This is a genomic window from Thermogutta sp., assembly GCF_039793925.1.
Lineage (GTDB): Bacteria > Planctomycetota > Planctomycetia > Pirellulales > Thermoguttaceae > Thermogutta.
Map to the genome: position 1 here is coordinate 1 of NZ_JBAMME010000343.1, position 22121 is coordinate 22121.

Here is a 22121-nt window from a genome sequence, read left to right on the forward strand (position 1 = left end):
GGCAGAGCGCAAGGAAGCACCTCGCGCTGCGGCTACAGAAGCATCGAGCGATCTTGCTCCCTCTTCAGGACAGTTTCGTCGGATCGTCTCCATGGCTCCGAGCATTACCGAAACGCTTTTTGCCCTGGGATGCGGCGATCGAGTGGTGGCTGTTACCGATTTCTGTGAATATCCCCCTGAAGTTCGCAACTTGCCTCGGATTGGTGGATATATCAATCCCAATCTAGAAGCCGTGCTGCGGCTCAGGCCCGACCTGGTCGTTGCACCGGCGGGGGCCGAAGACTTACCCACCAAACTGCAGGCGATGGGGCTGCATGTGCTCACCGTGGACCACCGTTCCATCGATGGTGTATTCGATTCGCTGTCGATTCTGGGTAAGGCTTTGGGGGTGGAACATAGAGCAGAAGAGCTGGCTGCAACTTGGCGGAAACGACTGGATTCAATTGCCCAGCGGTGTCGCGGTCAACCACGGCCGCGCGTGCTGGTTGTCGTCGATCGGCCGCTGGAAACCAGTCGCCTCCAAAACCTCTGTGCAGCCGGGTCGGATGGGTTTCTCAACAAACTCGTAGAGTTGGCCGGCGGTGAAAACGTCCTCGGGAATTCTGCGGTAGCTTTCCCGATTATTTCGGCGGAAACCGTGCTGCGGCTTAATCCGGAGGTGATTATCGAAATCCAGGCGGGGAAAGAGATTCCAGATGATCATCGGGTGGAGTGGCTGGCCGCCTGGGAGGAAGTCAAGGAGGTGGCCGCTGTCCAAAATAGACGTGTTTATCTTCTGGGAAAGGATGTGCCCGTGGTCCCCGGCCCACGGATGATCAATCTGGCGGAAATCCTGGCGCGGTGCATCCATCCGGAGTGTTTTGACGCGTCCACCCGCTCCCACACAGTGACATCGGAGGCGGACTAATCGATCGCCGGACGACAGCCGTCGCTGTTCCTTGGAAGGCAAATTTGCCAGGGGTAAAATAAAGGCCGGAAAGCGGACGGCCGTTCTGGAGACGTTTTTCTCACGCCAGAACGGAGCGATGTGCAGGACTTGCCAAAGGAGGAAACGCGGCTGTGACTAGTCTGTCTTGCTGTCCGCCTCAATTGGCTCAGGTTGGGAAAGGACGGACCCATGAGTGAGATCTCCAACTCTTATGTGGCGCGGATCGGTGAAACCGCGGGCTTGGTATGGCATGCTTTGCACGCCAATGGGCCGCTCAACCTCAGTCAGCTTGTCAAGAAACTGGAACGCCCGCGTGACGAGGTGATGCAGGCCATCGGCTGGCTTGCCCGAGAGGACAAACTCGTCTTTATGGACCGTGGTCGAGCCCGGCTGGTCGCACTCAAAGAGCAGGCCGGGACATGATGGAACTGATCGATGGGTTTGCTCCCGCTCAAAACTCAAAAAGTTTCCGCACGTCTTCGATGACACCTTCTTTGGTCATGAGGCGTCCCGGCTCGCCGGGCTTATCAAAGACGAGCCATTGCTTCTTCGCCTTGATGGGCATCTCAATGCGGTAGGGCTTGCAACGAGGGATGGCTTCGATGGCTTTTTTCGCCCCTTCGTAGAGAGCACGACGCGTTTCTTCAAAGGGATAAAGCACGGCGCTTTCGCGAGCCAAGCCTTTTTTGACGGCAACTGTCACCACCTCCGGACCAAAGAACGTTCTCGCTTCCCGGCAGGTGGCCTCGTCACCAGTTACCATGATTGTGGGAACGCCGAAACTTCCCGCGTAAAGAGCCACCTGGGCCAGCTCCCCCGATTCCACCCCGTTGTACCAGTAACGGTTCTCGTTTCGAGACGATTGTGTATGACAGAGAACGCCGTCCGGTGTTCCCATCATGGCGTGGGCGCCAAGTTGCACCAGTCCTGCGAACGTTTCGTCGAGTTCGGGCATCACGCTGGGTCGTGGCAAGCCCGTGATGTATTTGGCACCAGGCACCATCAGATGCGGCACAAAGGCCTGGCTGCCGTGACCGTCCAGAACCACAATTTCGGTCGCCCCAGCTTCGCGAAGTCCTCGGACCACTGCCGCAATATCGCCCATCAGATATTCCTTGGCCTGTTCGTTGAGGGGGCCACTCTCGCGGGTTTGGGCAAACTTATAAACACCACTTGCGCCTTCCAGATCCGTGACGATATAGATTTTGAGGCCTTGTCCATGGACAGCGATCGGCCAGGTGAATAACGCGGCGATCAACCCACCCACACTTAGCAAGTTTTTCCACTGCATAGCCGGGCCTCCTTCTCTTTGGTATCCGCCATGGTGAGCCACTTTCACGAAGATTTGGCCGATATTTTAGGAAAAACGGCCAGGGGCAACAACGACGTAAGGACACCCGGGCAACCCCATAAAGCTGCCGGCAAGCAACCTGGACTAGCACATTCAGGCCGAGCCGCCCGGAATCGCGTCCCGTTCAAACTGACCGACAGAAAACCGCTTCCAGCATCGGCCATTTGTTTGATCATGTCGCGGCCGCTGAAGCCTAACCGGCTTCTGCTTGCGCTTTGGGAACGAGCACACTCCGGCTGAGAATCGCGTTGCGGATGGCAGTGTCACCCACAACGGGTGGCCTGCACTGGCTGCCCTGACACAGGTAGAGAGTGGCCTGGCCGTCGATCGGTTCCCGGTCGTGAAAGATCCGCTCGTGCAATGACCCGGCAGGATGCTCGTTTGCACCGTCCATCGCGGTCACAGAGGCGGGGATGTAGCGCCGAAAATATTCGTGAACAAAATGGGGCAATTCGCCCGAAAGCTGGGGAGTTCCTCGCAGACAAAACACCCAGCTCGTCCAGCCGACGGCCAGCGTCTGGAGACAGAGCAGGGCGTGTCCCACGCCCATGGGCGCCCGCTGCATCCAACCCGATAAACCGGCCAGTGCTTGTTCGGCCTGGGCGAGGAAACGAGTTTCCCCTAGCAGATGCCCCAGACGGAGGAGCAGCTCCACGGTCAACGCGGTGCCGCTAGGCGTGGGGTTATCAAAATAATCCAGTTGTCGGCAGAGCAGATGAGGATGGTCGGGCGTGGTCATGAAAAACGCCCCGCTTTGCGGATCCCGAAATTGCTCAAGGATCCTTTCCGCCAGACGATAGACATGTTCGAGGTAAGTCGCGTTGGCCGTGGTTTCATAGCCACTCAACAGGGCCACACTCAGGGCTGCGTAATCGTCCAGGACGGCCGGACCCTGAAGTTCGCCGTCACACCAGGAGTGGAAAAGGTGCCCGTTGCTCCAGAACGTGGCGAGCAGAAAATCAAGTGTCTGCCGGGCGGCTTCATGGTAGCGTGATTCCCCCAGTGCACGCCCCGCCCAGAAGAGCGTGTCAACAGTGAATGCGTTCCAGTTGAGGAGAATCTTGTCGTCCCGGCCGGGGCGCACTCGCCGGTTACGTGCCTGGAAAAGGATTTCGCGGCAGGTTGCAAGTTCTCTCTCGATGTTTTCTCGCTCTTGGGCGTTGAGTTGTTCCAGACGATCCTGGGAAGCGATGAGGTTTGGAATATTGCGGCCCTCGAAATTGCCCTCCCGACGGATGTCGTAGTACTCAGTGAAGAGATCAGCGCGATGGCCCAGAATTTCCCGAATTTCTTGAAAATCCCAGAGGTAAAACTTGCCCTCCTCGCCCTCGCTATCAGCGTCTTCAGAGGAATAAAATCCGCCACCCGGATGGGCCATGTCGCGGAGGAGATAATCGAGCGTTTGTCGGGTGACAGCTTCATAGAGCGGCCGTTCCGTGAGACGGAAAGCATCAAGATAGGCCCGTGCTAGAAGCGCGTTATCGTAGAGCATCTTTTCAAAGTGCGGCACCAGCCATTGTGCATCGGTGGAATAGCGGTGGAATCCGCCGCCAATATGATCGTGAATGCCGCCCGCGGCCATGGAGTCGAGCGTCTTCAACGCCATGAAAAGGGCAACCTGGGACGATGCGGTGGCATATCGGAGAAGGAGAAATCGCAGCAAAGAGGGATGGGGAAACTTGGGAGCCGCTCCGAACCCACCCCAACGGCTGTCAAATCCCTGGGCCAGCGCGCGTTCAGCAAGATCGGCTATGGCACTCTCGGGCTTGTCGGCCCTGCCTGCCAGCGTTCCCGCGATATCCGAGACGAGGATGGTCAGCTTATCGGCCTGTCCCACAACCTCGTCGCGGCGGTTCTGCCAGGCGTCGGCCACGGCGCGAAGCACATCCAGAAAACCAGGCATTCCACCCCGAGCTCTCGGCGGAAAGTACGTCCCGCCATAAAACGGCTGGAGATCGGGAGTGAGGAAGACAGTAAGCGGCCATCCTCCGCGGCCGGTGAGAAGCTGAACGGCTTCCATGTACTGGGCATCCACAGCAGGGTGTTCCTCGCGGTCCACCTTGATGGACACAAAGTGCCGATTGAGAAAGTCCGCAATTTCGGGATCGCTGAAGCTTTCTCGCTCCATTACGTGGCACCAGTGGCAGGCAGAATAGCCGATGGAGAGGAAAATGGGGCGGTCGAGCTCTTTGGCCTTCCGGAAGGCTTCCTCACCCCACGGGTACCAATCCACAGGATTTTCAGCGTGCTGTCGAAGATAAGGACTTTTCGAAAAAATGAGACGGTTGGGCATGGTTGAATCAAAAAACGTTAAAATAGCGATTGCGCTGTCTATTCTTGTGTAAGCCGGGAGACAAGACCCCAACTGATTCCAAGAACGGGACAAAAACGGCCTTGCCAGCCTCCCGCCGGCGAGTTTTTTCGGTTATTCCGTTAACCAGCGAAATTCGTTTTATCCTACGGCACGAAGCTGCCCGGGGCAATGCTTCCGATCAGGAGGCAACTGTGGCACTGCGGCTCAATTCGCGGTAGACACGCTGGGCTTCGGGAAACGGCTCCAGGGCGCGATCGAGGATGCCCAGTGTATAAGCGATGGTCACACCGTAGTTGCAGATGGGAACGCCTGCCCGCCGGCAGAGCTCAATCCGCGTGAGGACCTCACGGCGGTTCCACATGCAGGCCCCACAATGCACAAGCAGCCGATACGGGGAGAGATCCTCCGGGAAGTCGTGTCCCTGCACAGTCGTGAAATGAAGTGTGCCGCCCACTCGCTCTTGAAGCCAACGAGGGATCTTCTCGCGGCCGATGTCGTCCACAATGGGATGATGACTGCAAGACTCAGCGACGAGGACGCGATCTCCTGGGCGCAAACGATCGATAGCCAGAGCTCCCCGGACAAATTCGCTGAGATCCCCTTTTTGACGGGCAAGGAGAATGGAAAAAGAGGTCATCTTCACGTGCGGCGGAGTCACCCGCGCAACATGGGCGAAGGCCTGGCTATCGGTCACGACCAGGGCTGGCGGCTCTACCAGAGACTGGAGCGCCTGGGCCAGTTCAAAGTCACGACAGACCATGGCCAGCGCGCCATGATCCAGCAGTTCACGCAAGGTGAGCACCTGCGGCTGAATAAGACGTCCTTTCGGGGCCTCCTTGTCGATCGGCACGACCAGCACAACAATCTGCCCCGGCTGTACCAGATCGGCGATTAGAGGTGGGCTGTTGATGAAGTCTTCGGGCGCATTCTGGATGAGGGCTTCGCGGACTGCTTCCAGTCCCTCCTGCCGGATCGCCGCTGTGAATACGTAGGGGATTTTTTGTTGATCCAAATGGGCCAACAGTGTTGCATCAGGGCGAGCGACGTCGGCTTTGTTGAAGACCACTATGACCGGGATGCCACGCTGGCGAAACTCGGTCAACAGTTGCTCTTCAAAAATGTCCCACCGGCCCGCATCGACTACCAGCAGCGCCAAATCAGTTCGGTCCAAGACCTGGCGGGTTTTCTTGACCCGCATGGCTCCAAGGGCGCCTTCATCGTCCACGCCCGCGGTATCAATGAACAGTACCGGCCCGAGAGGCAGCATTTCCATCGGTTTTTCGACGGGGTCGGTGGTGGTCCCTGCCACGTCGGAGACAATCGACACCTGCTGCCGAGTGAGCATGTTCAGCAGAGCCGACTTTCCGGCGTTCCGCCGACCGAAAATTCCAATGTGGAGCCGAAAACTTTTGGGAGCGGGACGATATTCCGTCATAGAGTGACCCTGGTCCGCCACGAATCGCGCACACCTGTTCCCGCAACCAAGCGGAAAAACTCTCTGCGCCATTCTACGAGGCGGCCCTTCGTGCGGATTGAATTCGGCAAACCTCTGCCAATTGTCACACTGCCTCCGCCGGGATACGTCAGCGAAGAGTGTGGCGATTCACGGACGATACACCGCCGCACATCGCGGGGTCTCCCAAAGCCGCGTTTCCACCACGGGCAGACCTTTTTGGAACACATAGTCAAAAATGAGCCGCGCAATGTTCTCGGCGGTGGGATTTTCATCCATCAAGAACAGTGGTTCACCCATTTCCTGGAGCACAGGCACCACCGGGTCCTGGCGGTGGAGAATCATGCGGTGATCGAGATGCTCGTCGATCCACCCCTGCACGACGCGCTTGATGTCTGTAAAGTCGAGCACCATCCCGAGTTCGTCGAGGGACGCGGCTTCAAACGTGATGACAAGCAACCCGTTATGTCCGTGCAGGTTCCGGCACTTCCCTGAATAATTGAGCAAACGGTGCCCGTAGCAAAAATCGATCTCTCGCGACACCTGGTACATGGACATTTCCTCGAACACCGGTTAGCCAATAATAGAGTGCAGTTTTTCCACCGATAGAGTATTCTACAGATCGTCGCTCGGATCCGGCGGCTGTTGGCCCCAATTTTCAAGTTGGCGACACCTCTTTTCCATTCGGATCGGAAGCGTATGGGGTTAGATCGGGAATTCCCGCCTCGCGAAAGGCACGGCGCCTTTCCGCACATTTGTTGCAGCCACCGCAGTGAAGGCCCTCTATCGGGGCGATGCAGGAAAAAGTTTCATGGAGAGGCCACCGCTCCCCCCATTTCATCAGCTCCTTTTTGGAAACACCTTGGAGGGGCCGGATGATTTGAAGTGACGGAGGTCCGTAAAGATTGAGGGCTGTCTCCACGGTCCGTAAAAATTCCTCGGAAGCGTCGGCAAATGGATTGCTATCTAAAATACCGAGCGCCAGCAATGGCAGCCCGTGCTGGCGACACCACAGACCCGCTTTGACCAGCAGCAGGAGATTTCGCCCGGGCAGGTATACGGCTTCGTCGGGGGAGTTGGCATCGGGAATCTGCTGCCCGGTGAGGCTCCAGTGATCCCCGTAAATGTCCCGAACCGGTAGGTCGAGAATCGTGAGAGGACGGACATGGTCGGCAAACCATGCCAGAACCCTGCCCACGGCGAGCAGCTCCGCTTCTTCCCAGAACAGGCCGGACCTCACATAAAGCGGGGCAACACTCTTGCCGTCTGCAACCAGCCTGGCCAGCATGAGGCTGCTATCTAGTCCTCCGCTGAGTAGGACCGCAATACAGTCGTTCTCTAAAAAGTTCGGTGTCATGGTGTCCACGAAGCCTAAGCCAGGATCAAAACAATACTCCGCTTTTTCGGTAACTGAAGCTCACTGGGCAACCGGCAAGTTGGGCCGACGCTGGGTGAGGTGAGAAGCATTCTCGGCTTTTGCGTTGCGACCATCAACGTTGTCAATCCGGGCAATTCTGGTAGTTTGCTCAGAAGGATATAGGTAGTTCTCCCTGTGCACTCTTCCGCGGTACCCGAACGCAGAACGCCCATCTTGGAAGCATACAGCGATGGGCAAGGCGGCCGGCATCTTTCATCGTCGCGCGGAGTTACGTGGATGGTGTGAGGATGGCACGCTCAGGTTGCCGTACCTTCTATGTGGATAATACCCCGCGACGGGGTGAGACTGCGCGCAATTTCTCTTGTTACAAGACGCGTCCGTGCTTAAAATCCAACAGAGGGCGTCAAACTGCCCCGGGGAGGGATTTCAGGTGACGTCAGCGGGCCAGGTGTTGTGAGCCGAGAAGCGGAGTGTAACAAGAAGTGGTTCTCTCCGAAATTGACCGCCATCTCCTGGAACGCTGTCTGGAGCGCAAGCCGCGGGCGTGGGAAGACTTTGTGGACCGCTTCCTCGGGCTGGTGATTCACGTGATCAACCACACCGCGGAGTCCCGACGCCTGCGGATGACGCCGGAACTTCGGGACGATCTCTGTTCTGAGGTGTTTCTTACCCTTCTCAAAGACGATTTCGCTGTTTTGCGCAAGTTTCGCGGTCGGTGTAGTTTAGCTAGTTACCTTTGTGTGGTTGCCCGACGGGTGGTTGTTCGGGCCCTACAAAAGCGCAAGATTGCGGGAACTCACGAGACTGCCAGCCGCGCAGAACCACCCGCTTCTTCCAAAGTCCCCTCGCCGGTGGCCTGGCCGGAAGAAGATCGCATCGCGAATCGGGACGAAGCGGAGCGCCTACTTCAGATGCTCGACGGACAGGAGGCCACGGTTGTCCGGCTCTATCACTTGGAAGGGAAAAGTTACCAGGAAATCAGTCAAATCACCGGGATCCCAGCGAATAGTATCGGGCCCATTCTCAGTCGGGCACGGAGCAAACTTCGGCGAATAGCCACGGCGTGACGTCTTTGTCCCTGGGACCGTTGCAGTTTTTTTCCAAGACCGGGCCTCGCGACCGGCCGTCGAGTGTTCCCCCGCTTTAGCCCTTGATGTACAAGCCTTGACATATCCCCCCTGTCTTTCTGATAATCCCGCCGCTTGATTGGGGAAAAATCGATCCTGTGCCAGTGCCCAATTTGAGTGGATACCACGCGATTGGCTGCCCATTTCCGAAACTTATCGAGCAACTTTCCCACGCCGCTGGGCGGGAGGAGAACGTTCGCGCGCCAAGGTGATGTCCCGCGGAAGAGCGTTTTACCTCGGCTTGTGGCGGGGGCTTTGGCGATGATGGGCGTCACTATTTGGGGCGTGGCTTTTGGACAGGAGCCCCTCACGGTCATTCCTGCGACCAGTTCGGCGTTGCGCGACACACCCGGCAACACGAAATTCTCCGGGCCACCTTCCCACGAAAGTTGGGTGTGGATTTCCGGAGAAACCGGCGAGGTTGTGACCTCTGCCGATGAGACTGCTCCTCAGCCGCTCCTTGCCTTGCCGCCCCTTGCGAAACCGGAGGAGGAGACGTCTCACGAACTGGGGCACGGGGAGACCTTCCAGGAAACCACATCGAGCTCGCATACTTTCGAGATGGCCGGCGGTGCGGTCTCGCCGCAGACCGGGCTTTCCATCGTAGAATCATCGTCTCCAGCCGCCTGCTGCGTCCCGACAGGTCCTGTCCGCAGGCTTCTCGGTGGGGCAGTCTCGCAATTACAGTCGGCCGGTAAGTGGGAACCCTGGATCGAACGGCCGGGAAGCGCCGGGATCTTCTTAGGTTACGCCTGGGGAACTGAGCTCGTTGACAACTGGCTGGAAGAACGCGACGGCTGGTGGGGTGGGGTGCGGCTGGGCTGGGACTGGCATCCTCATTATGGCGTGGAGACGCGGCTCTCGGTGGGCAGCATTGATCTGTGGGACCATCCCTCTGCCGTAGCAGGGGCACAAGGCCAGGGGCTGAGTACCAGCCGCGATCGGTGGGCCCGATCAGTCGGCTGGGATGTGGGGCTACTCTATTTTGGTTCTAAAGACGATCCCTGGCAGCCCTATGTTTACTGGGGCGTGGGGATCACGCACATTGATTTTACCGACCTACTGGGAACGAGCTACGAGGGAACATACTTCACTATGCCGCTGGCGCTGGGGCTGAAATTTCGCCCCGTCTCAGGACCGGTCTTCCGCTTTGAGTTCGCAGATCAGATCATTTTCCCCTCTCGATTCAATGTGACGCACCAGTTTTCCGCGACCATCGGCATGGAAATGCGGTTTGGGAAAAAACGGCGACTCTACTGGCCGTGGGAACCTGCTTGGCCGTGAGTCGTTTCAGGCATCCTCAAAGCGGTCGGGCTGCCTCTTTGACCTGACCAAAGAAAAAACCCGGGAGACGGTCCTCGCAGGCGGTCATGCCCGGTCTCGTCAGCCAGGTCGTTAGGTGCTTTCCGCAGCCTGCTTGACATCCGACGCTTCCTGCCACGGATTGCGCCAGTCGCCCCAGTGTTCTAGATACATGCGGGCAGCGCGATCAGTTTTGGCCTTCTCAGCGAGCCAGGCTTTGGTTTCCTCCACGATCTGGTGTTCTTCCTCCAGTGTCAACTGCCCCACCAGAACGCGCGACCGCAGAAAGATGAAGTACGTATCGAGCACGTCACAGCGGCAGTAATCGTTGATCTCAGCGAGCCGCCCCTCGCGGTAAAGGTCCTGGACCATATGCCCGGCGATTTCCATCTTGCCCGGTTTTCCGAGAAGATGGGCTGCCAGGTTCAACCCTCCGCTGAAGCGTGTGGAACCGAAGTTCGTGAGAAGTTCGCACAAGTCTAGGTGGTACTGCGTATTGTAGCGATTGCGGGGCTGATCCATTGCCCGGGCGTTGATCTGAAACCACCCCGGAATACTGATGCCGTAGCGAAAAGCGGCCAGCTCCAACAGCGGGATATCGAATGCCCTGCCGTTAAAAGTGACCAGCGTCGGCCGTTTGTATGCTTCCCAACCCCGCCAGAACAGTTCCGTCATGACGTGCGGTCGGAAGTGTGGTTCGTCGAGCACCACGAGGTCCACGAGGCGATACGACTCAGTTACTTTGGCGATTGCAATCGCCGCGGGCACCTGGTAGGTGTAGGGGATGAAGTCGCTGTCATACTTTTCGATAAGCTCGTGGCGGTAGCGCTCAACGGCTTCTTCCGGTTCGATTTCCTCGTGAGGATAGCGGAGTTTGGCCACCAGATCGGGGTCGGCCACGCTTTCCACATCAAACACGAAATAGCGGATGTCGTGGGCCATGGTGATTCTCCGCAGTGTTCTGGCTGTGACCAGCCGTCATTGTTGCAGCGGTGCTGGGCCTGGCTGCGGCAGCCGCGGCACCGCTTTGCAGATGAGTCCGGATAAATAAGACGAAGATTCTCAGCACACCCACTGGCATTGTAAAACAGTCAATCGAATTTGGGATTAAGAGACATTAGTCGCTTTTCCGTTTCCGCCATCAAGGCGTCTTCTTCCGCTTCGTCAGCGGCCTGGTATGTCACCGAAAACCGCAAGTGGGGACCTGCATCATCCCAGGGAACCGTGACGATGGAGTGTTCCGCGATCAGGTAATGGGCCAAGTCTTCCGCAGTTTCAAAGCGCTGACCGGCGATTTCTCGCGGGCATTTGACATATAGAAAGTACGTTCCGCCGGGCATGTCGCACTGAAAACCGCAACGTCTGAGGGTGGCCACCAGTTTTTCCAACCGCCGCCGATATTTTTCCCGAGTCCGACGGGGGATTTCCGGGTTATCCAGAGCAGCGATTCCCGCTTTCTGAATGGCGATAAACTGCCCTGAGTCGCAGTTGTCTTTGATGTCGGCAAAGGCTTGAACGATTCTGGGGTGCCCGCATACCCAGCCCAACCGCCAGCCGATCATGTTCCATCCCTTCGACAGGGAATGAACCTCGACGCCCACCTCTTTGGCTCCTGGTACCTGCAAAAAGCTGAGAGGGCGATCTCGATAACTCAGCATGATATGCGCGGCGTCCTGGATGATAACCAGCTCATGTTTGTGGGCAAAATCAATCACCCGCCGGTAAAAATCCACCGTCGCCACCTGGCCGGTGGGACTATTGGGATAGTTGAGCACGAGCAGCTTGGCTCGCTTCAAGACATCTGCGGGAATCGAATCGAGATCAGGATAAAAATCGTTTTCCGGCAAAAGCGGGAGTTTATACACCTGTCCGCCATAATACCGCGTGTGGGTTCCGGCCACGGGATAGCCAGGCACCGTCATGAGAGTGACGTCTCCCGGATCGATGAAAGCGGCTGGAAGCATGGCCAGCGCGGTCTTCGACCCGATGCAGTGGTTGATCTCCGTTACCGGGTCCAGCTCGACACCGAATTCCCGGAGCATGAACCGGGCAACCGCTTCCTTGAAGGCGGGAATCCCATTGTCGGCGTAACCTCGGTTTTCCGGCTTGTTGATTTCCTCCGCCATCACACGGCGGACCGACTCGTCGGCCATCTCGTCGTTTTCGCCGATCCCGAAATCGATGAGTTTTCTTTCTGGATGTTCAGCCAGCACGCGCCGCTTGGCACGCTTGATCTTTTCAAACTTGTAGATCTCCGTTCCTTTGCCGTACTGACTGCCGCCGATTCGCTGGGCAAACAATTTTTGAAAATAGGGATCACTCATTGCTTCGACACCAAATGTTGCTCGCCAGTGGATTGAGAATACTATCCAGACTTTTAGCTTAAATCGACGCTTGTCGCGGCGAAATGTACCGTCTTTCACCGGGCAAATCGGCCACCGAAACACGATCCGCGCAGCGTCCTTCCAGCTTTCAACCACCATAACTTTCGACGGACCGTGCCGGATGGAGCGTCAGGATTTCACACAGGCGGGTGGTTGAAAACGGCAATCCAGATAAGGCGCTTCATCCCCGTATTGTGTAACGCCAGAGCACTGCAGGCAAGGACGACGCCCGCCCATAACAGGAATTTCCGCTCGGCGACGGCGTTTCTGATCCAGCGGGCACGACACGCGTGCCCCTCCGCCCTCCGGAGGGACCTGCTTGCCAGGTCACATTCGAATGTTTGGACCATCCATTTTGCCGACCGGCCTGCAACTGCTAGCTTCACTTGCTGGCTGAACGGTAGGAGCAATCCATGAATTGCCCCTGCGTTATGCCCATGCCATGTCGTAGATTTTGTGCAAAAGGAGGATAAGTCAGAGACGCCATGAATTGTCATAGCGCCTCTTTTGCAGTGTAATGACACGTATTGGCGCCGCGTTGGTGGCTCACCGAGGAGAGATCCCATGCAGCACAGAAACAATTGGCCATTGTCGATTGGGGGAACAATAAGTTGGACGGTTGTCGGCAGTCTTGTGCTCCTTCTGGCGAGTGGTTGTGCCAGGAAGGAGCCTGCTTCTTCGGCCGGATCATCTCAACCGCCGGGAGAGGCCCCGCGAGCGGCGGCGAAGACGGAGACCCTCGAGACACCGTCCGGTGCGTCTCGCACAGATCAAGGGAGCCTTGCAGAAGCCCTCGAGAAAAAAGGGGCCAAATGTCGCCTGGATGACGACGGTTATCTGATTGCCGTGGACGCGGCGACCGCCAAGCTCACAGATGAGGATCTGGCACCGCTCAAAGAAGCGCGACGACTCCGCTCGCTTCGCCTCACCGGCTGTCCGATCACGGACGACGGTCTGACCATCGTGGCCGGCATGGAGTTCCTAAAGACGCTCGGGCTGGACAACACGGGGATTGGTGATGCGGGCGTCAAGCATGTGGCGGGGCTTTCCTCACTGGAGGAACTATTTCTGACGGGAACCAAAGTGACCGACGCAGGGCTTGCCGCCATCGCCCAGTGCCGTGCCCTCAAACGCCTGCGGCTGCGCGGCACCAAAATCACCGACCATGGCCTGGCCGCTCTCACCTCGCTGACTGCCCTGGCTGATCTGGATCTCAGCGAGACGGCCGTCACCGATGTCGGGCTTGCCGAACTGGCCAAAATACCGACCCTTACCAAGCTGAATTTGTGGAGCACGCAGGTGACAGACTCGGGGTTGCCCATCCTTGCCAAAATGAAGCAACTGACATGGCTCAACCTGGACAACACGAAGGTCACCGATGCAGGTTTGCCCTATTTGGCGGAGCTCACCCAGTTGGAATTTCTTCATCTTGGACGCACAGCGATCACTGACGGTGGATTGGAACCTTTGTTCAACCTCAAAAAGCTCAAGACAATCCACGTGACCCGGACAAAGGTGACCGAGGGCGGGGCAGAAAAGCTCCGTCAGGCCCTGCCGGGTTGTCAGGTGATCTCCAAGGTGGAGGAGAATTCTCTGACCAGTCCGTGAGTTCACGAGCAACACGGGTGTCCTGAGGAGTAATTGGGAATATTTTTTGCGAAATGTGGGAGAATCACTGGCCAGTCGTCCCACAGAGGTTGTCGCTGAGAAAGGAAAAGCCATGCTGCCAGAAAAGAAGTGGATTCTGGATATGACGGATGGATTCCGGCCCACGGCCGTGGTGGGGGCTGCTGCCGAACTGGGGTTGTTCGATCTAATTCCGGATGAGGGAATTACGATTTCTGAACTGGCGTGCAAGGCGAACGCCGCGGTACGGGGAATCCAGGTCCTAGCGGATGCGCTTGCTGCGCTGAACGTGCTCGAAAAAAGGGAAGACAGGTATTTTGTGCCCGCGAAACTTCGGCCGGTACTCAGTGAAAACAGCCCGGACACAGCCATCCCTATGTTGCGGCATCGGATCTCCATGATGCGCGGATGGTCACAATTGGCCTGGGCAGCCAAAGCTGGATTTCCGGCCCCCAAAACATCGGGAATTCGCGGGCCGGATGGCGACCTTCAGGCTTTCGTATTGGCTATGGATGTCATCTCGCGCGAGGTGGCCGACGATGTCGTTCGCCAGCTCCTGCCGCTTCAATTTAAAAAGATGCTGGACGTGGGCGCCGGCCCGGGGACATGGACGTTTGCCTTTCTTCGGGCGGTTCCCGAGGCGAGGGCCATCCTTTTCGATCTCCCCCATGCCGTGTCGCTGGCCCGGCAAAAGGCCGAACAGGCGGGGTTGGCGGACCGCGTGGAATTTGTAGTGGGCGACTTCTACCGTGACGAACTTCCCTCGGGAGTGGATTTCGTGTGGGTCAGCGCCATTGCCCACCAGAACTCGCGGGAACAGAACCGGGAGCTCTTTCGGAAGGTCTATCGGGCCCTGGAGCCGGGAGGACAGATCGCTATCCGGGATATCGTGATGGACCCCACCCGCACGGCACCTGTACACGGAGCACTGTTCGCCATCAATATGCTCGTGAACACGCCCGCTGGGGGAACGTACACGCTCGATGAGTACCGCGAAGATCTGCTAGCCGCCGGCTTTTCGGAACCCCATTTACGTATCCGCACAGAGAACATGAACAGCGTCATTCTCGCTCATCGCCGGTAAGGTCAATCACCGGGATGTGGCGTGCGCGACAGTAAGAGGCCATCACCGGGCGACGAACCGATTCCGTGCGCTTGCGATCTGAGAATTCGACATTACCCGCAGATAGGCGGTACGGGCATGCATGGAAGCTGGAGACAGCCGGTTTCGTAGCTGATCACTTTGTGGGGCACTGGTCGTCCTCGTTGGAAACCGGCCCAAAAGCTGGGTTTTTCATTCTGCAAGGAGTGCCCGAAGGTTTGTCTGGACGGATTCGGTTCCGGGGATCGAAGAAAGCTCCCGAAGGCCCTTCTCGGCCTCGGTGCGGAACTCGGCGGCGCATCCCTCCCTGGCCAGTGTGGTCTTCCACTGGCGAAACAGTCGCGTCAGGTTAGCCTGGACGGGCTGGGCGCTCGGAGCGCATCGCAGCGCCCAGTAGAGCCTCTCGGCGGCCTGTGGGAAATGTTGGGCCTCGGCCAGTGCAATCGCCCAGTTGTTGAGACTGGCCAGCAGGTTATCCTTCGCCGACTGGTTCGTGGGGTCCAGCCGTAGCGCAACGATGTTATCGAAAAGCGCCCTGTCGAACTGGCGTGAGAACAGGGCGTCGACGCCACGATTGTAATAGATTGTCCCGACGATCTGCGTTTCCGACATCGTTCGCCCCTGCTCGTAAAGACGCCAGTCGCGCTCGGAGACTCGTGAGGCAGAAACCAGCCTCCCTAGGTCGTCTTCCATACTGTAATCTCTGGAACCGATGCTGACTCCTTTCGTCGCTAGGCCAAATTGCGGCAGGAGCACCTCGTCGAGCCATCGCGGAGCAGTGCACTCCACGGGGATCGAGGCAAAAGTTGTCTCCACGCGGCAGAAGGCGTGGGTGGGAAGCTGTTCAATCCTCGTGGGATACCCGGCCGCTTCAGCTAGGAGCTTGAACAGAATGGCCGCACTCACGCAGTTGTAGCGTCCCGTTTTCAAGGCTATGCCAGGATTAGTGGCGTCGATTTGATAGCCACCTGTAAGGATTCTTCTATGAAGATAGCCAAACACATTTCGCACTGCGGAGAGCTCGTCCGGCGATTCCCGCGCGACGGTCTTCACTGCCTGGGCGTGCTCGTCCAGCATTTGCTGGTAGGCGTCAAGCTCCCGCCGCGGAATACCGCCCGCTATGAGGACGGCCTGGAAGAAAGTAAAACCGTCCAATCGCTGGTCTTCGCAATCTCGAACCAGGTGCCTTTCCTCTTCAGTCAGGGGACAGGGGCCCCAATCCGCGGCGCGCTCTTCCAATTGCGCCAGCAGACTTGCCGAAATCCGGGCGGTCTCCCTATTGTTCGCTCCGTTGAAGTCCCGGCGAAAATACGGTTTTCCAATACCACCCGAGCCGACCGCCTTCGGGACGCTTCCTTCTGGGGTGCCACCCAAATGCGGCGTCGGCTCAGCCGGGGAGTAAACTCCCTCGAGGTGTGTCGAGGCGCCAGTGTCGCAAGCAATGCTGTCGTTCGGGTAGCTAGCCCCCAATTCTGGTGGGTGGTGAAAAACTTGGCCGAATCGTGAGACCAAGCCGGCGATGAGGATCGCCGCCGCCAGTCCCCAGCCGAACCTGCAGGAGAAGGCCTTGGCCAGCGTCACAATGCAGCCACTCGAAGAAGCGCGTCTCATGGTGGGCATGGCTCTTGGTGAGTTGGGGCAAAATGGTAAGTTTATGGGTCGTGCGAAGCGATTCCCTAGCATCCAAGTAAACGTAGGTCGCGAATGAGGGTGTGGCAAATAGCGAAGTACAAAGAGAGTAGGTGATATAGGGCGAATAAAGCGAATAAAATTTCGGTGACGGTTGGCAGGGAACGAGCAGGTTTCCGGTCGGGCGGACCGTTTGGCCGAATTGGGCAGGGCTATCGGATCAATCGCAGAGTGGGGTGGCCAAACTGCCGTCGCCGAAACAGAAACATTACTAAATTGATTTTCGAAGTGAAGTGTGCACGCGCTAAGAGTCTTACAGATCGCGCGGTCAGGAAAGGAGCATGGTGCTCGACGGAGGCGGTTCGCACCGATTACAATAAAGACACTCCGAATAGAGTTTGACCAGAGTCCGGTTGTGGTATCGGATGGAAATAGATGACGGGCTGGCAGTGGTTTCTGGCCCTCGGGCCGCTTTCTGTTTACCTGATGCTGATGGGGTTTCTCAACCTCGTCAGACGCCCTGTACTTCTCACAGGGATGCAGGACAGAATTTTGCTCGGGTTGGCCATTCTCGGGCTCATTGTGGTGGGGCCTGTCGATCTGTTCCTCCCACTGTCTGTTTACGCGGCGTACGGATCGGCAGTCTGGTTGATTGCTCTCGTTTTGCTGGTCCTGGTGCTGGGGTTGGGTGTCCTGACGGCTCCCCCCAAGATCGTCATCCTTAATGTTCCCGTTCACCAGGTGCGTTCCATCATTAGTGAGACCGCGGTGAGCCTGGACACAGATTCACGGTGGGCGGGCGATTGCCTGCTGATGCCCAATTTAGGGGTTCAATGCACTCTCATCGCCTGGCCGTCGTGGCGGAACGTCACACTCGCGGCCGTTGGTCCCACGCAGGACTTTCAGGGTTGGAAGCGTTTCGGAGTGGCGCTGAGCAAGCGGCTGGCGACCGTGGAGGTACGCCCCAATCCAAGGGGAATCTTCCTGGTCGCGCTCGGGGGGATCGTGTTCTCCCTCACCGCCTTCAGCGCTTTTCGAGACCCGAGGGTCGTTGCCGACCTTATCAGTCGGCTTTGGCCGTTGTGATGCTCCCTCCCTGAGATAGGCGTTTGGTCTTCGTCAATGGTCTTGGGAACCCATTTACCAGAAAGGCCAGGTCCTGCGATGGCTACTCGCTATATTGTGCGTTTTGGCGCGATGCGTCTTCTGGGCATTTTCACGCCGGCAAAGGAAGGAGAATCGTTTGTCCGCGGAGATCGTGTCATCGTTCGGACGGACCGCGGATTGGAAGTGGGGGAGGTGCTTATCGAGTCCAGTGAACGCACCGAGTCGTTTCTCACCAACCCGATGCGCGGGCAGATTCTGCGGAAAATGACCCCGGAAGACGAGCGCGAGGCGTTGCAGATTCGCCGCCGGGCACCCGATGAAATCGCGCGGTGCGAACGGATCATCAAAGAGCTGGGCCTGCAGATGGACCTCGTGGATGTGGAACACATTTTCGGCGGGGAACGGATCATCGTTTACTATCTCGCGGATGGCCGAGTGGATTTCCGCGAGCTGGTTCGCCGGCTAGCCAGTGAGTTCCGTACCCGGATTGAAATGCGCCAGATCGGCGTTCGGGACGAGGCGAGATTGCTAGCGGATTATGGCGATTGCGGCAAGCCTGTCTGTTGCAACAACCATCTTGTCACGATGCCGCCGGTGTCGATGAAGATGGCCAAGCTCCAGAAGGCGACACTCGATCCCGCGAAGATCTCCGGCCGGTGCGGGCGTCTGAAATGCTGTCTCCGGTATGAGTTCGAGCAGTACGAGGAACTGCTGGAGAAACTCCCACCGGTGGGCTCCCGAGTTCTTACGGACGAAGGCGAAGGCGAAGTGATTGGCCACGAGATCCTCGCCCAGAAGGTGCTGGTGGAAGTCGACGAACATGTGAGGAAACTTATGAGTTTAGAAAAGATTCGTCAGGTGATTTCCCACCCGGCCAATCAGGAGGCCGCTGCCGGAGAAGCATCTGGGGGCGAAGACTCTCCGACTTCCGTGGAGTGACAGAGGTCCAGACTGCGCGGGTCCTTCTGAAAAGCCCCCGGTCGCGATAAATTAAACCGCTGAGACGTTCTGGGCTAGGTTCTGCTGAGACAGAAAGAAGCTGGGTGAGGAGACTTTCGTCTCAGAGGATCTTCTGTCTCAGCGGGGTCTTTTCTTATCTTCCGGGGGAAACAAAACCGTGGGTTTGAACACCATTTTGGCGTTTCTCGGGCTGGTGCTGTTGGTTTGGGACTGTATCGAGGTCGGCCGAAACGACGCTTCCAACATCGTCAACGCGGTGTTTGGGGCTCGTATTCTCAGCGGCAAATGGGCCGTCAGGCTGGCCGGTCTCGCCGTGATTATTGGGGCCAGCGCTGCCACCCCAGTCTTTGAGACAGCCCGAAAAGGCATCTTTGACCCGGGACTCCTCACCCTTTATCAGGCCATTGTGGCGTACATCAGTGTGTATCTGGTGGACACGGTTCTTCTTTTCACCTACTCGGCCTTTGGGATGCCGGTGAGCACCACGGCATGTCTCATTTTCGAGTTGGTAGGGGCCTCGCTGGGATTGTGCGGTCCGGGAGTGGTTCACTGGGGAAAAGTGTGGACCGTGGTGGCGGCCATTTTCGTTTCCATCTTTATGACCGGCGTGGCCGGTTTTCTGATTCAGCGTGTCTTTCGCGCTGCAATCCGAGACAAGATAGAAGATCGGGAAACGATTCTTCTTCATGGCCCATGGATCTCTGGTCTGATGCTTACCGGACTGGGCTGGTTCATGCTTTTTAAGGGCATGTCGGGCATTGCGTTTGTCAAAGCATTTCGGGAATACGCCATTGATCCCTATATTGATGCGTACACCCCGACTCTGGCCTTTTTGACTGTTTGGGGAGGATTCACCCTGGCCGTTCATCTGTTTCTTTCGTTCTCGGGGAACTTTGGGACGAAGTACTTATTTCCGGGACTGGCGATCCTAGGAATGCTGTGTTTGGCTTTTGCCTTTGGGCAAAACGACCTGGCGAATTGTGCCTCTCCGGGCATCTCGGCGTTCTGGTTGTGGCGGCACTCTGATCAGAGTGTGGCCTCGGCCACGCAAATTCAAATTCCAATGTGGGTGCTGACGATTTGTGGCTCTTTAATGGTGGCAGGCATGATGACGGAGAATGCCCAGCGGGTGACGCGAGCCCAGGTCAACGTGGGAAGTCAATATGACAAAGTTGCCCTCTATGCGCCGGAGTGGTGTCGCGCGATTGCCCGATGGATTCTCCGCCGATTCCCGCACCGACCCGAGCTTGCGCCTCCTCCCATGGTGACGCCACGCGGAAAGAAGGTACACTACGACGCGCTGCGGGCAGCGGTGATCAGCTCGGTCAGTGCGGGGGTGATCGCGATGGCCTCCAGCCGTGGTCTGCCAGTTTCCACCACCTACGTGGCGTTTGCCGCTGTGCTGGCAACGGGCCTGGCCGACCGCGTCCTCAGTCGAGGCGATGCGGATCTCAAAATCGGTCGCGCGATTTGGGTGGTTGTGAGCTGGTTTCTGGCGGCCGTGGTCGCCATAGCGGCTACCGCCGGTGTCGCCCGGATTATCTACCACCTCGGCATCATTGGACTTCTCATTGCCCTGGCCCTCAATTTGACGATTCGTTTTTATGCCCAAAAAAGGGCAGACGAACAGGAAGAGCGGATCCATCGCCGGCGATCAGGGACAACCAGAGCGGCGCCGCTCGATCAGCAGCAGGCCGCAGAAGTGCTCCACGAAGAAGTGTGAGCGCTCATAACTCCCAACCAGAGCGATTCTCCCGCCGAATCAGCGCGTTCGCTTCTGCCGAATTAGTGAATTCACCCCGGGCTGGATCCCACTTAAGCTTTTGGTCTACCCGAACCGCGATAGTTCCCAACAGGATTGTTTCCGCCATGGGATACACCGAAACAAAGTTGGCATCAGACTTTCTTTCTCCGCGGCACGCGCGAATGAATTGGTCCAACTCCCCGGCGGGGCGAGGAAGTGTCTTCGGGGGTGGCTGAAAATCTTTCATCCTTTTTTGGGGAATTATTCGGGGATTGCTTCCCGTAAACCCGGCAAGGATTTTGCCCTGATCGCCCACGAAGAGCATACCCTCCTCGGGCATTTCGAGACCGTCGGCCTCCAGTTCGGGCAGCAATTCCGGTCGCAAGCCTCCATCGTACCAATGAAGTTTTACGGCGGGTTGTTGATCACTCCCCGGAAATTCCCAGTGGATGAGGGAAGCTCGGGGATAGGAAACGCGATTGATCTGCTTCTTCCAAGTGTAATTTTCAATCCGCCAGAATTGGCTGCGACTAGCTTCCACGCTGATCGGTGATCCCAGACCAAGGATTTTGAAGATTTGATAGAAGCTGTAATGTCCCATATCCCCCAGCGCCCCGGTGCCGAAGTCGTACCATCCGCGAAAGACGGCATGCGTATAGGCGGGATGATATGGCCGCTCCTGAGCCGGTCCGAGCCACAAATCCCATTCAAAACCGTCGGGCACGGGCACTTTTTCCGTGGGGTATTCGGTCATGCCCTGCGGCCAGAAAGGTCGCGTGGACCAGTTGTGGACTTCCCGGACCTGCCCAATGGCACCAGCCTGGATCCATTCGGCGATTGTGGCGGCATCGGGGTTGTCTGCCTCGCAGAAAAGCTGTGTGACCAGACCGGTTTGTTGGGCCAAGTCACGCAGGGTCCGTACTTCCCCCAATACATTGGAGATCGGTTTGTGCGTGATGACGTGTTTGCCCGCCTTGAGTGCCCGCGCGGCAATCACTCCGTGGAGGTGATCCGGGGTCATGATGTAAATGGCATCTAGATCTTTTTCGTCGGCCAGCATCTGCCGGAAATCGGAATAAGCGCGGCACTGCGGTTGTTCGCTAGCATTGCCCGCGACTTTGGCATAATAGCGTGAAACAATTTCCAGGCCGACCTCCCGGCCGCAGAGTCCTCCCCGGGCACCTTCGCCCCAGCGAGGATCTTCCAGAAACGTACGGACCTTGGAGACGATCTCCTTCGGGCCCCACTCGGGGTAATCGTCACTTTTTCGATTGGGATCACAAACCGCCACAATTTTGATCTCTTGTCGCGGAACGGCCTGCATGAGCTGCCGCAACCCCTGCGTTCCGCACCCCACATAACCGATGCGGATTTTTTCGCTTGGGGGGACAAAGCCCGGCCCACCCAGGACCGAGCGAGGCACAACGCTGGCTACCGTTGCCAGCGCGCCGGACGCCACAAATCCGCGGCGATTGAGCTTGGAGATGTGCATGGGAGAACTCCTCAATTCTTACGGGGAGCGCGGTTCAGTGAGAAAGACGTGCAGAGCTTAGCCCCCCACATAATGACGCTCTGTAGCAGAGATTGCAAGGCTGGCGGGTGGTCAGTCGGGGTGGAACTCGACCCTCCCATCCGGCCATTGAAGCGACACCTTCCGCGGCTTTCCGCGTATCTGCGCGACCATTTGTCATCGCGGTGGTGGAATTCCAAAACTCA

18 protein-coding genes are annotated in these 22121 nt (G+C 57.6%); 9 read left to right on the plus strand and 9 right to left on the minus strand.

The features are described from left to right. Together ABJK56_RS18555 and ABJK56_RS18560 are read left to right on the plus strand one after the other, a co-directional pair. On the plus strand, window positions 1–907 hold a 907-nt coding region (locus tag ABJK56_RS18555), incomplete at its 5' end, for a cobalamin-binding protein (protein WP_347246177.1). Between the two features lie 210 nt (window positions 908–1117). Then, window positions 1118–1351 (plus strand): winged helix-turn-helix domain-containing protein, encoded by a 234-nt coding sequence (locus ABJK56_RS18560; RefSeq protein WP_347246178.1) that lies wholly within the window; start codon window positions 1118–1120, stop codon window positions 1349–1351. A gap of 28 nt (window positions 1352–1379) precedes the next feature. Here ABJK56_RS18560 and ABJK56_RS18565 read toward each other — a convergent pair whose 3' ends face one another. The 5 genes from ABJK56_RS18565 to ABJK56_RS18585 all read right to left on the minus strand — a co-directional run bounded on the left by ABJK56_RS18565 (window position 1380) and on the right by ABJK56_RS18585 (window position 7403). Continuing rightward, window positions 1380–2219, minus strand: coding sequence for a M55 family metallopeptidase (locus tag ABJK56_RS18565; protein ID WP_347246179.1), 840 nt, complete (start codon window positions 2217–2219; stop codon window positions 1380–1382). Between the two features lie 253 nt (window positions 2220–2472). Further along, complete coding sequence (locus ABJK56_RS18570; protein ID WP_347246180.1) at window positions 2473–4572, minus strand: thioredoxin domain-containing protein; 2100 nt, start codon at window positions 4570–4572, stop codon at window positions 2473–2475. A 199-nt stretch (window positions 4573–4771) separates the two neighbouring features. After that, on the minus strand, window positions 4772–6028 hold the full coding sequence (gene hydF / locus ABJK56_RS18575; protein WP_347246181.1) for a [FeFe] hydrogenase H-cluster maturation GTPase HydF: 1257 nt from the start codon (window positions 6026–6028) through the stop codon (window positions 4772–4774). A 168-nt stretch (window positions 6029–6196) separates the two neighbouring features. Further along, the gene (locus tag ABJK56_RS18580; protein WP_347246182.1) at window positions 6197–6598 is read right to left on the minus strand and encodes a 6-carboxytetrahydropterin synthase; all 402 of its coding nucleotides are present in this window, start codon (window positions 6596–6598) and stop codon (window positions 6197–6199) included. A 106-nt stretch (window positions 6599–6704) separates the two neighbouring features. Beyond that, on the minus strand, window positions 6705–7403 hold the full coding sequence (locus ABJK56_RS18585) for a 7-cyano-7-deazaguanine synthase (RefSeq protein ID WP_347246183.1): 699 nt from the start codon (window positions 7401–7403) through the stop codon (window positions 6705–6707). 503 nt (window positions 7404–7906) lie between these two features. Here ABJK56_RS18585 and ABJK56_RS18590 point away from each other — a divergent pair. Together ABJK56_RS18590 and ABJK56_RS18595 are read left to right on the plus strand one after the other, a co-directional pair. Beyond that, window positions 7907–8491, plus strand: coding sequence for a sigma-70 family RNA polymerase sigma factor (locus ABJK56_RS18590; RefSeq protein ID WP_347246184.1), 585 nt, complete (start codon window positions 7907–7909; stop codon window positions 8489–8491). A 321-nt stretch (window positions 8492–8812) separates the two neighbouring features. Then, window positions 8813–9835 (plus strand): hypothetical protein, encoded by a 1023-nt coding sequence (locus ABJK56_RS18595; RefSeq protein ID WP_347246185.1) that lies wholly within the window; start codon window positions 8813–8815, stop codon window positions 9833–9835. Between the two features lie 111 nt (window positions 9836–9946). On the opposite strand, the gene ABJK56_RS18600 is transcribed toward ABJK56_RS18595, so the two are convergent. Then, window positions 9947–10795, minus strand: coding sequence for a 3'-5' exonuclease (locus tag ABJK56_RS18600; protein ID WP_347246186.1), 849 nt, complete (start codon window positions 10793–10795; stop codon window positions 9947–9949). A 149-nt stretch (window positions 10796–10944) separates the two neighbouring features. Continuing rightward, complete coding sequence (locus ABJK56_RS18605; protein ID WP_347246187.1) at window positions 10945–12177, minus strand: LL-diaminopimelate aminotransferase; 1233 nt, start codon at window positions 12175–12177, stop codon at window positions 10945–10947. A gap of 624 nt (window positions 12178–12801) precedes the next feature. Here ABJK56_RS18605 and ABJK56_RS18610 point away from each other — a divergent pair. Both ABJK56_RS18610 and ABJK56_RS18615 read left to right on the plus strand, forming a co-directional pair. Further along, window positions 12802–13845: a hypothetical protein gene (locus tag ABJK56_RS18610; RefSeq protein WP_347246188.1), complete on the plus strand. Its 1044-nt coding sequence runs from the start codon at window positions 12802–12804 to the stop codon at window positions 13843–13845. 55 nt (window positions 13846–13900) lie between these two features. Continuing rightward, a complete protein-coding gene (locus ABJK56_RS18615) occupies window positions 13901–14947 on the plus strand; it encodes a methyltransferase (protein WP_347246233.1) in 1047 nt (348 codons plus the stop codon). A gap of 210 nt (window positions 14948–15157) precedes the next feature. Here ABJK56_RS18615 and ABJK56_RS18620 read toward each other — a convergent pair whose 3' ends face one another. Continuing rightward, window positions 15158–16576 (minus strand): hypothetical protein, encoded by a 1419-nt coding sequence (locus tag ABJK56_RS18620; RefSeq protein ID WP_347246189.1) that lies wholly within the window; start codon window positions 16574–16576, stop codon window positions 15158–15160. A gap of 453 nt (window positions 16577–17029) precedes the next feature. Here ABJK56_RS18620 and ABJK56_RS18625 point away from each other — a divergent pair, with 453 nt between their 5' ends. From ABJK56_RS18625 to ABJK56_RS18635, 3 genes are all read left to right on the plus strand, one after another. Then, window positions 17030–17680, plus strand: coding sequence for a hypothetical protein (locus ABJK56_RS18625; RefSeq protein ID WP_347246190.1), 651 nt, complete (start codon window positions 17030–17032; stop codon window positions 17678–17680). Between the two features lie 78 nt (window positions 17681–17758). After that, a complete protein-coding gene (gene ricT / locus ABJK56_RS18630) occupies window positions 17759–18640 on the plus strand; it encodes a regulatory iron-sulfur-containing complex subunit RicT (RefSeq protein WP_347246192.1) in 882 nt (293 codons plus the stop codon). Between the two features lie 178 nt (window positions 18641–18818). Beyond that, the gene (locus ABJK56_RS18635) at window positions 18819–20384 is read left to right on the plus strand and encodes an inorganic phosphate transporter (protein ID WP_347246193.1); all 1566 of its coding nucleotides are present in this window, start codon (window positions 18819–18821) and stop codon (window positions 20382–20384) included. A 4-nt stretch (window positions 20385–20388) separates the two neighbouring features. Here the strand turns inward: ABJK56_RS18635 and ABJK56_RS18640 are convergent, their stop codons facing one another. Next, entirely contained in the window at window positions 20389–21897 is a 1509-nt protein-coding gene (locus ABJK56_RS18640) for a Gfo/Idh/MocA family oxidoreductase (protein WP_347246194.1), read from the minus strand. Window positions 21898–22121: the final 224 nt, after the last annotated feature.

Coding starts and splice junctions, on each gene's coding strand:
- ABJK56_RS18560 (WP_347246178.1), top strand. CDS start 1,118: ATGAGTGAGATCTCCAACTCTTATGTGGCGCGGATCGGTGAAACCGCG.
- ABJK56_RS18565 (WP_347246179.1), bottom strand. CDS start 2,219: ATGCAGTGGAAAAACTTGCTAAGTGTGGGTGGGTTGATCGCCGCGTTA.
- ABJK56_RS18570 (WP_347246180.1), bottom strand. CDS start 4,572: ATGCCCAACCGTCTCATTTTTTCGAAAAGTCCTTATCTTCGACAGCAC.
- hydF (WP_347246181.1), bottom strand. CDS start 6,028: ATGACGGAATATCGTCCCGCTCCCAAAAGTTTTCGGCTCCACATTGGA.
- ABJK56_RS18580 (WP_347246182.1), bottom strand. CDS start 6,598: ATGTACCAGGTGTCGCGAGAGATCGATTTTTGCTACGGGCACCGTTTG.
- ABJK56_RS18585 (WP_347246183.1), bottom strand. CDS start 7,403: ATGACACCGAACTTTTTAGAGAACGACTGTATTGCGGTCCTACTCAGC.
- ABJK56_RS18595 (WP_347246185.1), top strand. CDS start 8,813: ATGATGGGCGTCACTATTTGGGGCGTGGCTTTTGGACAGGAGCCCCTC.
- ABJK56_RS18600 (WP_347246186.1), bottom strand. CDS start 10,795: ATGGCCCACGACATCCGCTATTTCGTGTTTGATGTGGAAAGCGTGGCC.
- ABJK56_RS18605 (WP_347246187.1), bottom strand. CDS start 12,177: ATGAGTGATCCCTATTTTCAAAAATTGTTTGCCCAGCGAATCGGCGGC.
- ABJK56_RS18610 (WP_347246188.1), top strand. CDS start 12,802: ATGCAGCACAGAAACAATTGGCCATTGTCGATTGGGGGAACAATAAGT.
- ABJK56_RS18620 (WP_347246189.1), bottom strand. CDS start 16,576: ATGAGACGCGCTTCTTCGAGTGGCTGCATTGTGACGCTGGCCAAGGCC.
- ABJK56_RS18625 (WP_347246190.1), top strand. CDS start 17,030: ATGACGGGCTGGCAGTGGTTTCTGGCCCTCGGGCCGCTTTCTGTTTAC.
- ricT (WP_347246192.1), top strand. CDS start 17,759: ATGGCTACTCGCTATATTGTGCGTTTTGGCGCGATGCGTCTTCTGGGC.
- ABJK56_RS18640 (WP_347246194.1), bottom strand. CDS start 21,897: ATGCACATCTCCAAGCTCAATCGCCGCGGATTTGTGGCGTCCGGCGCG.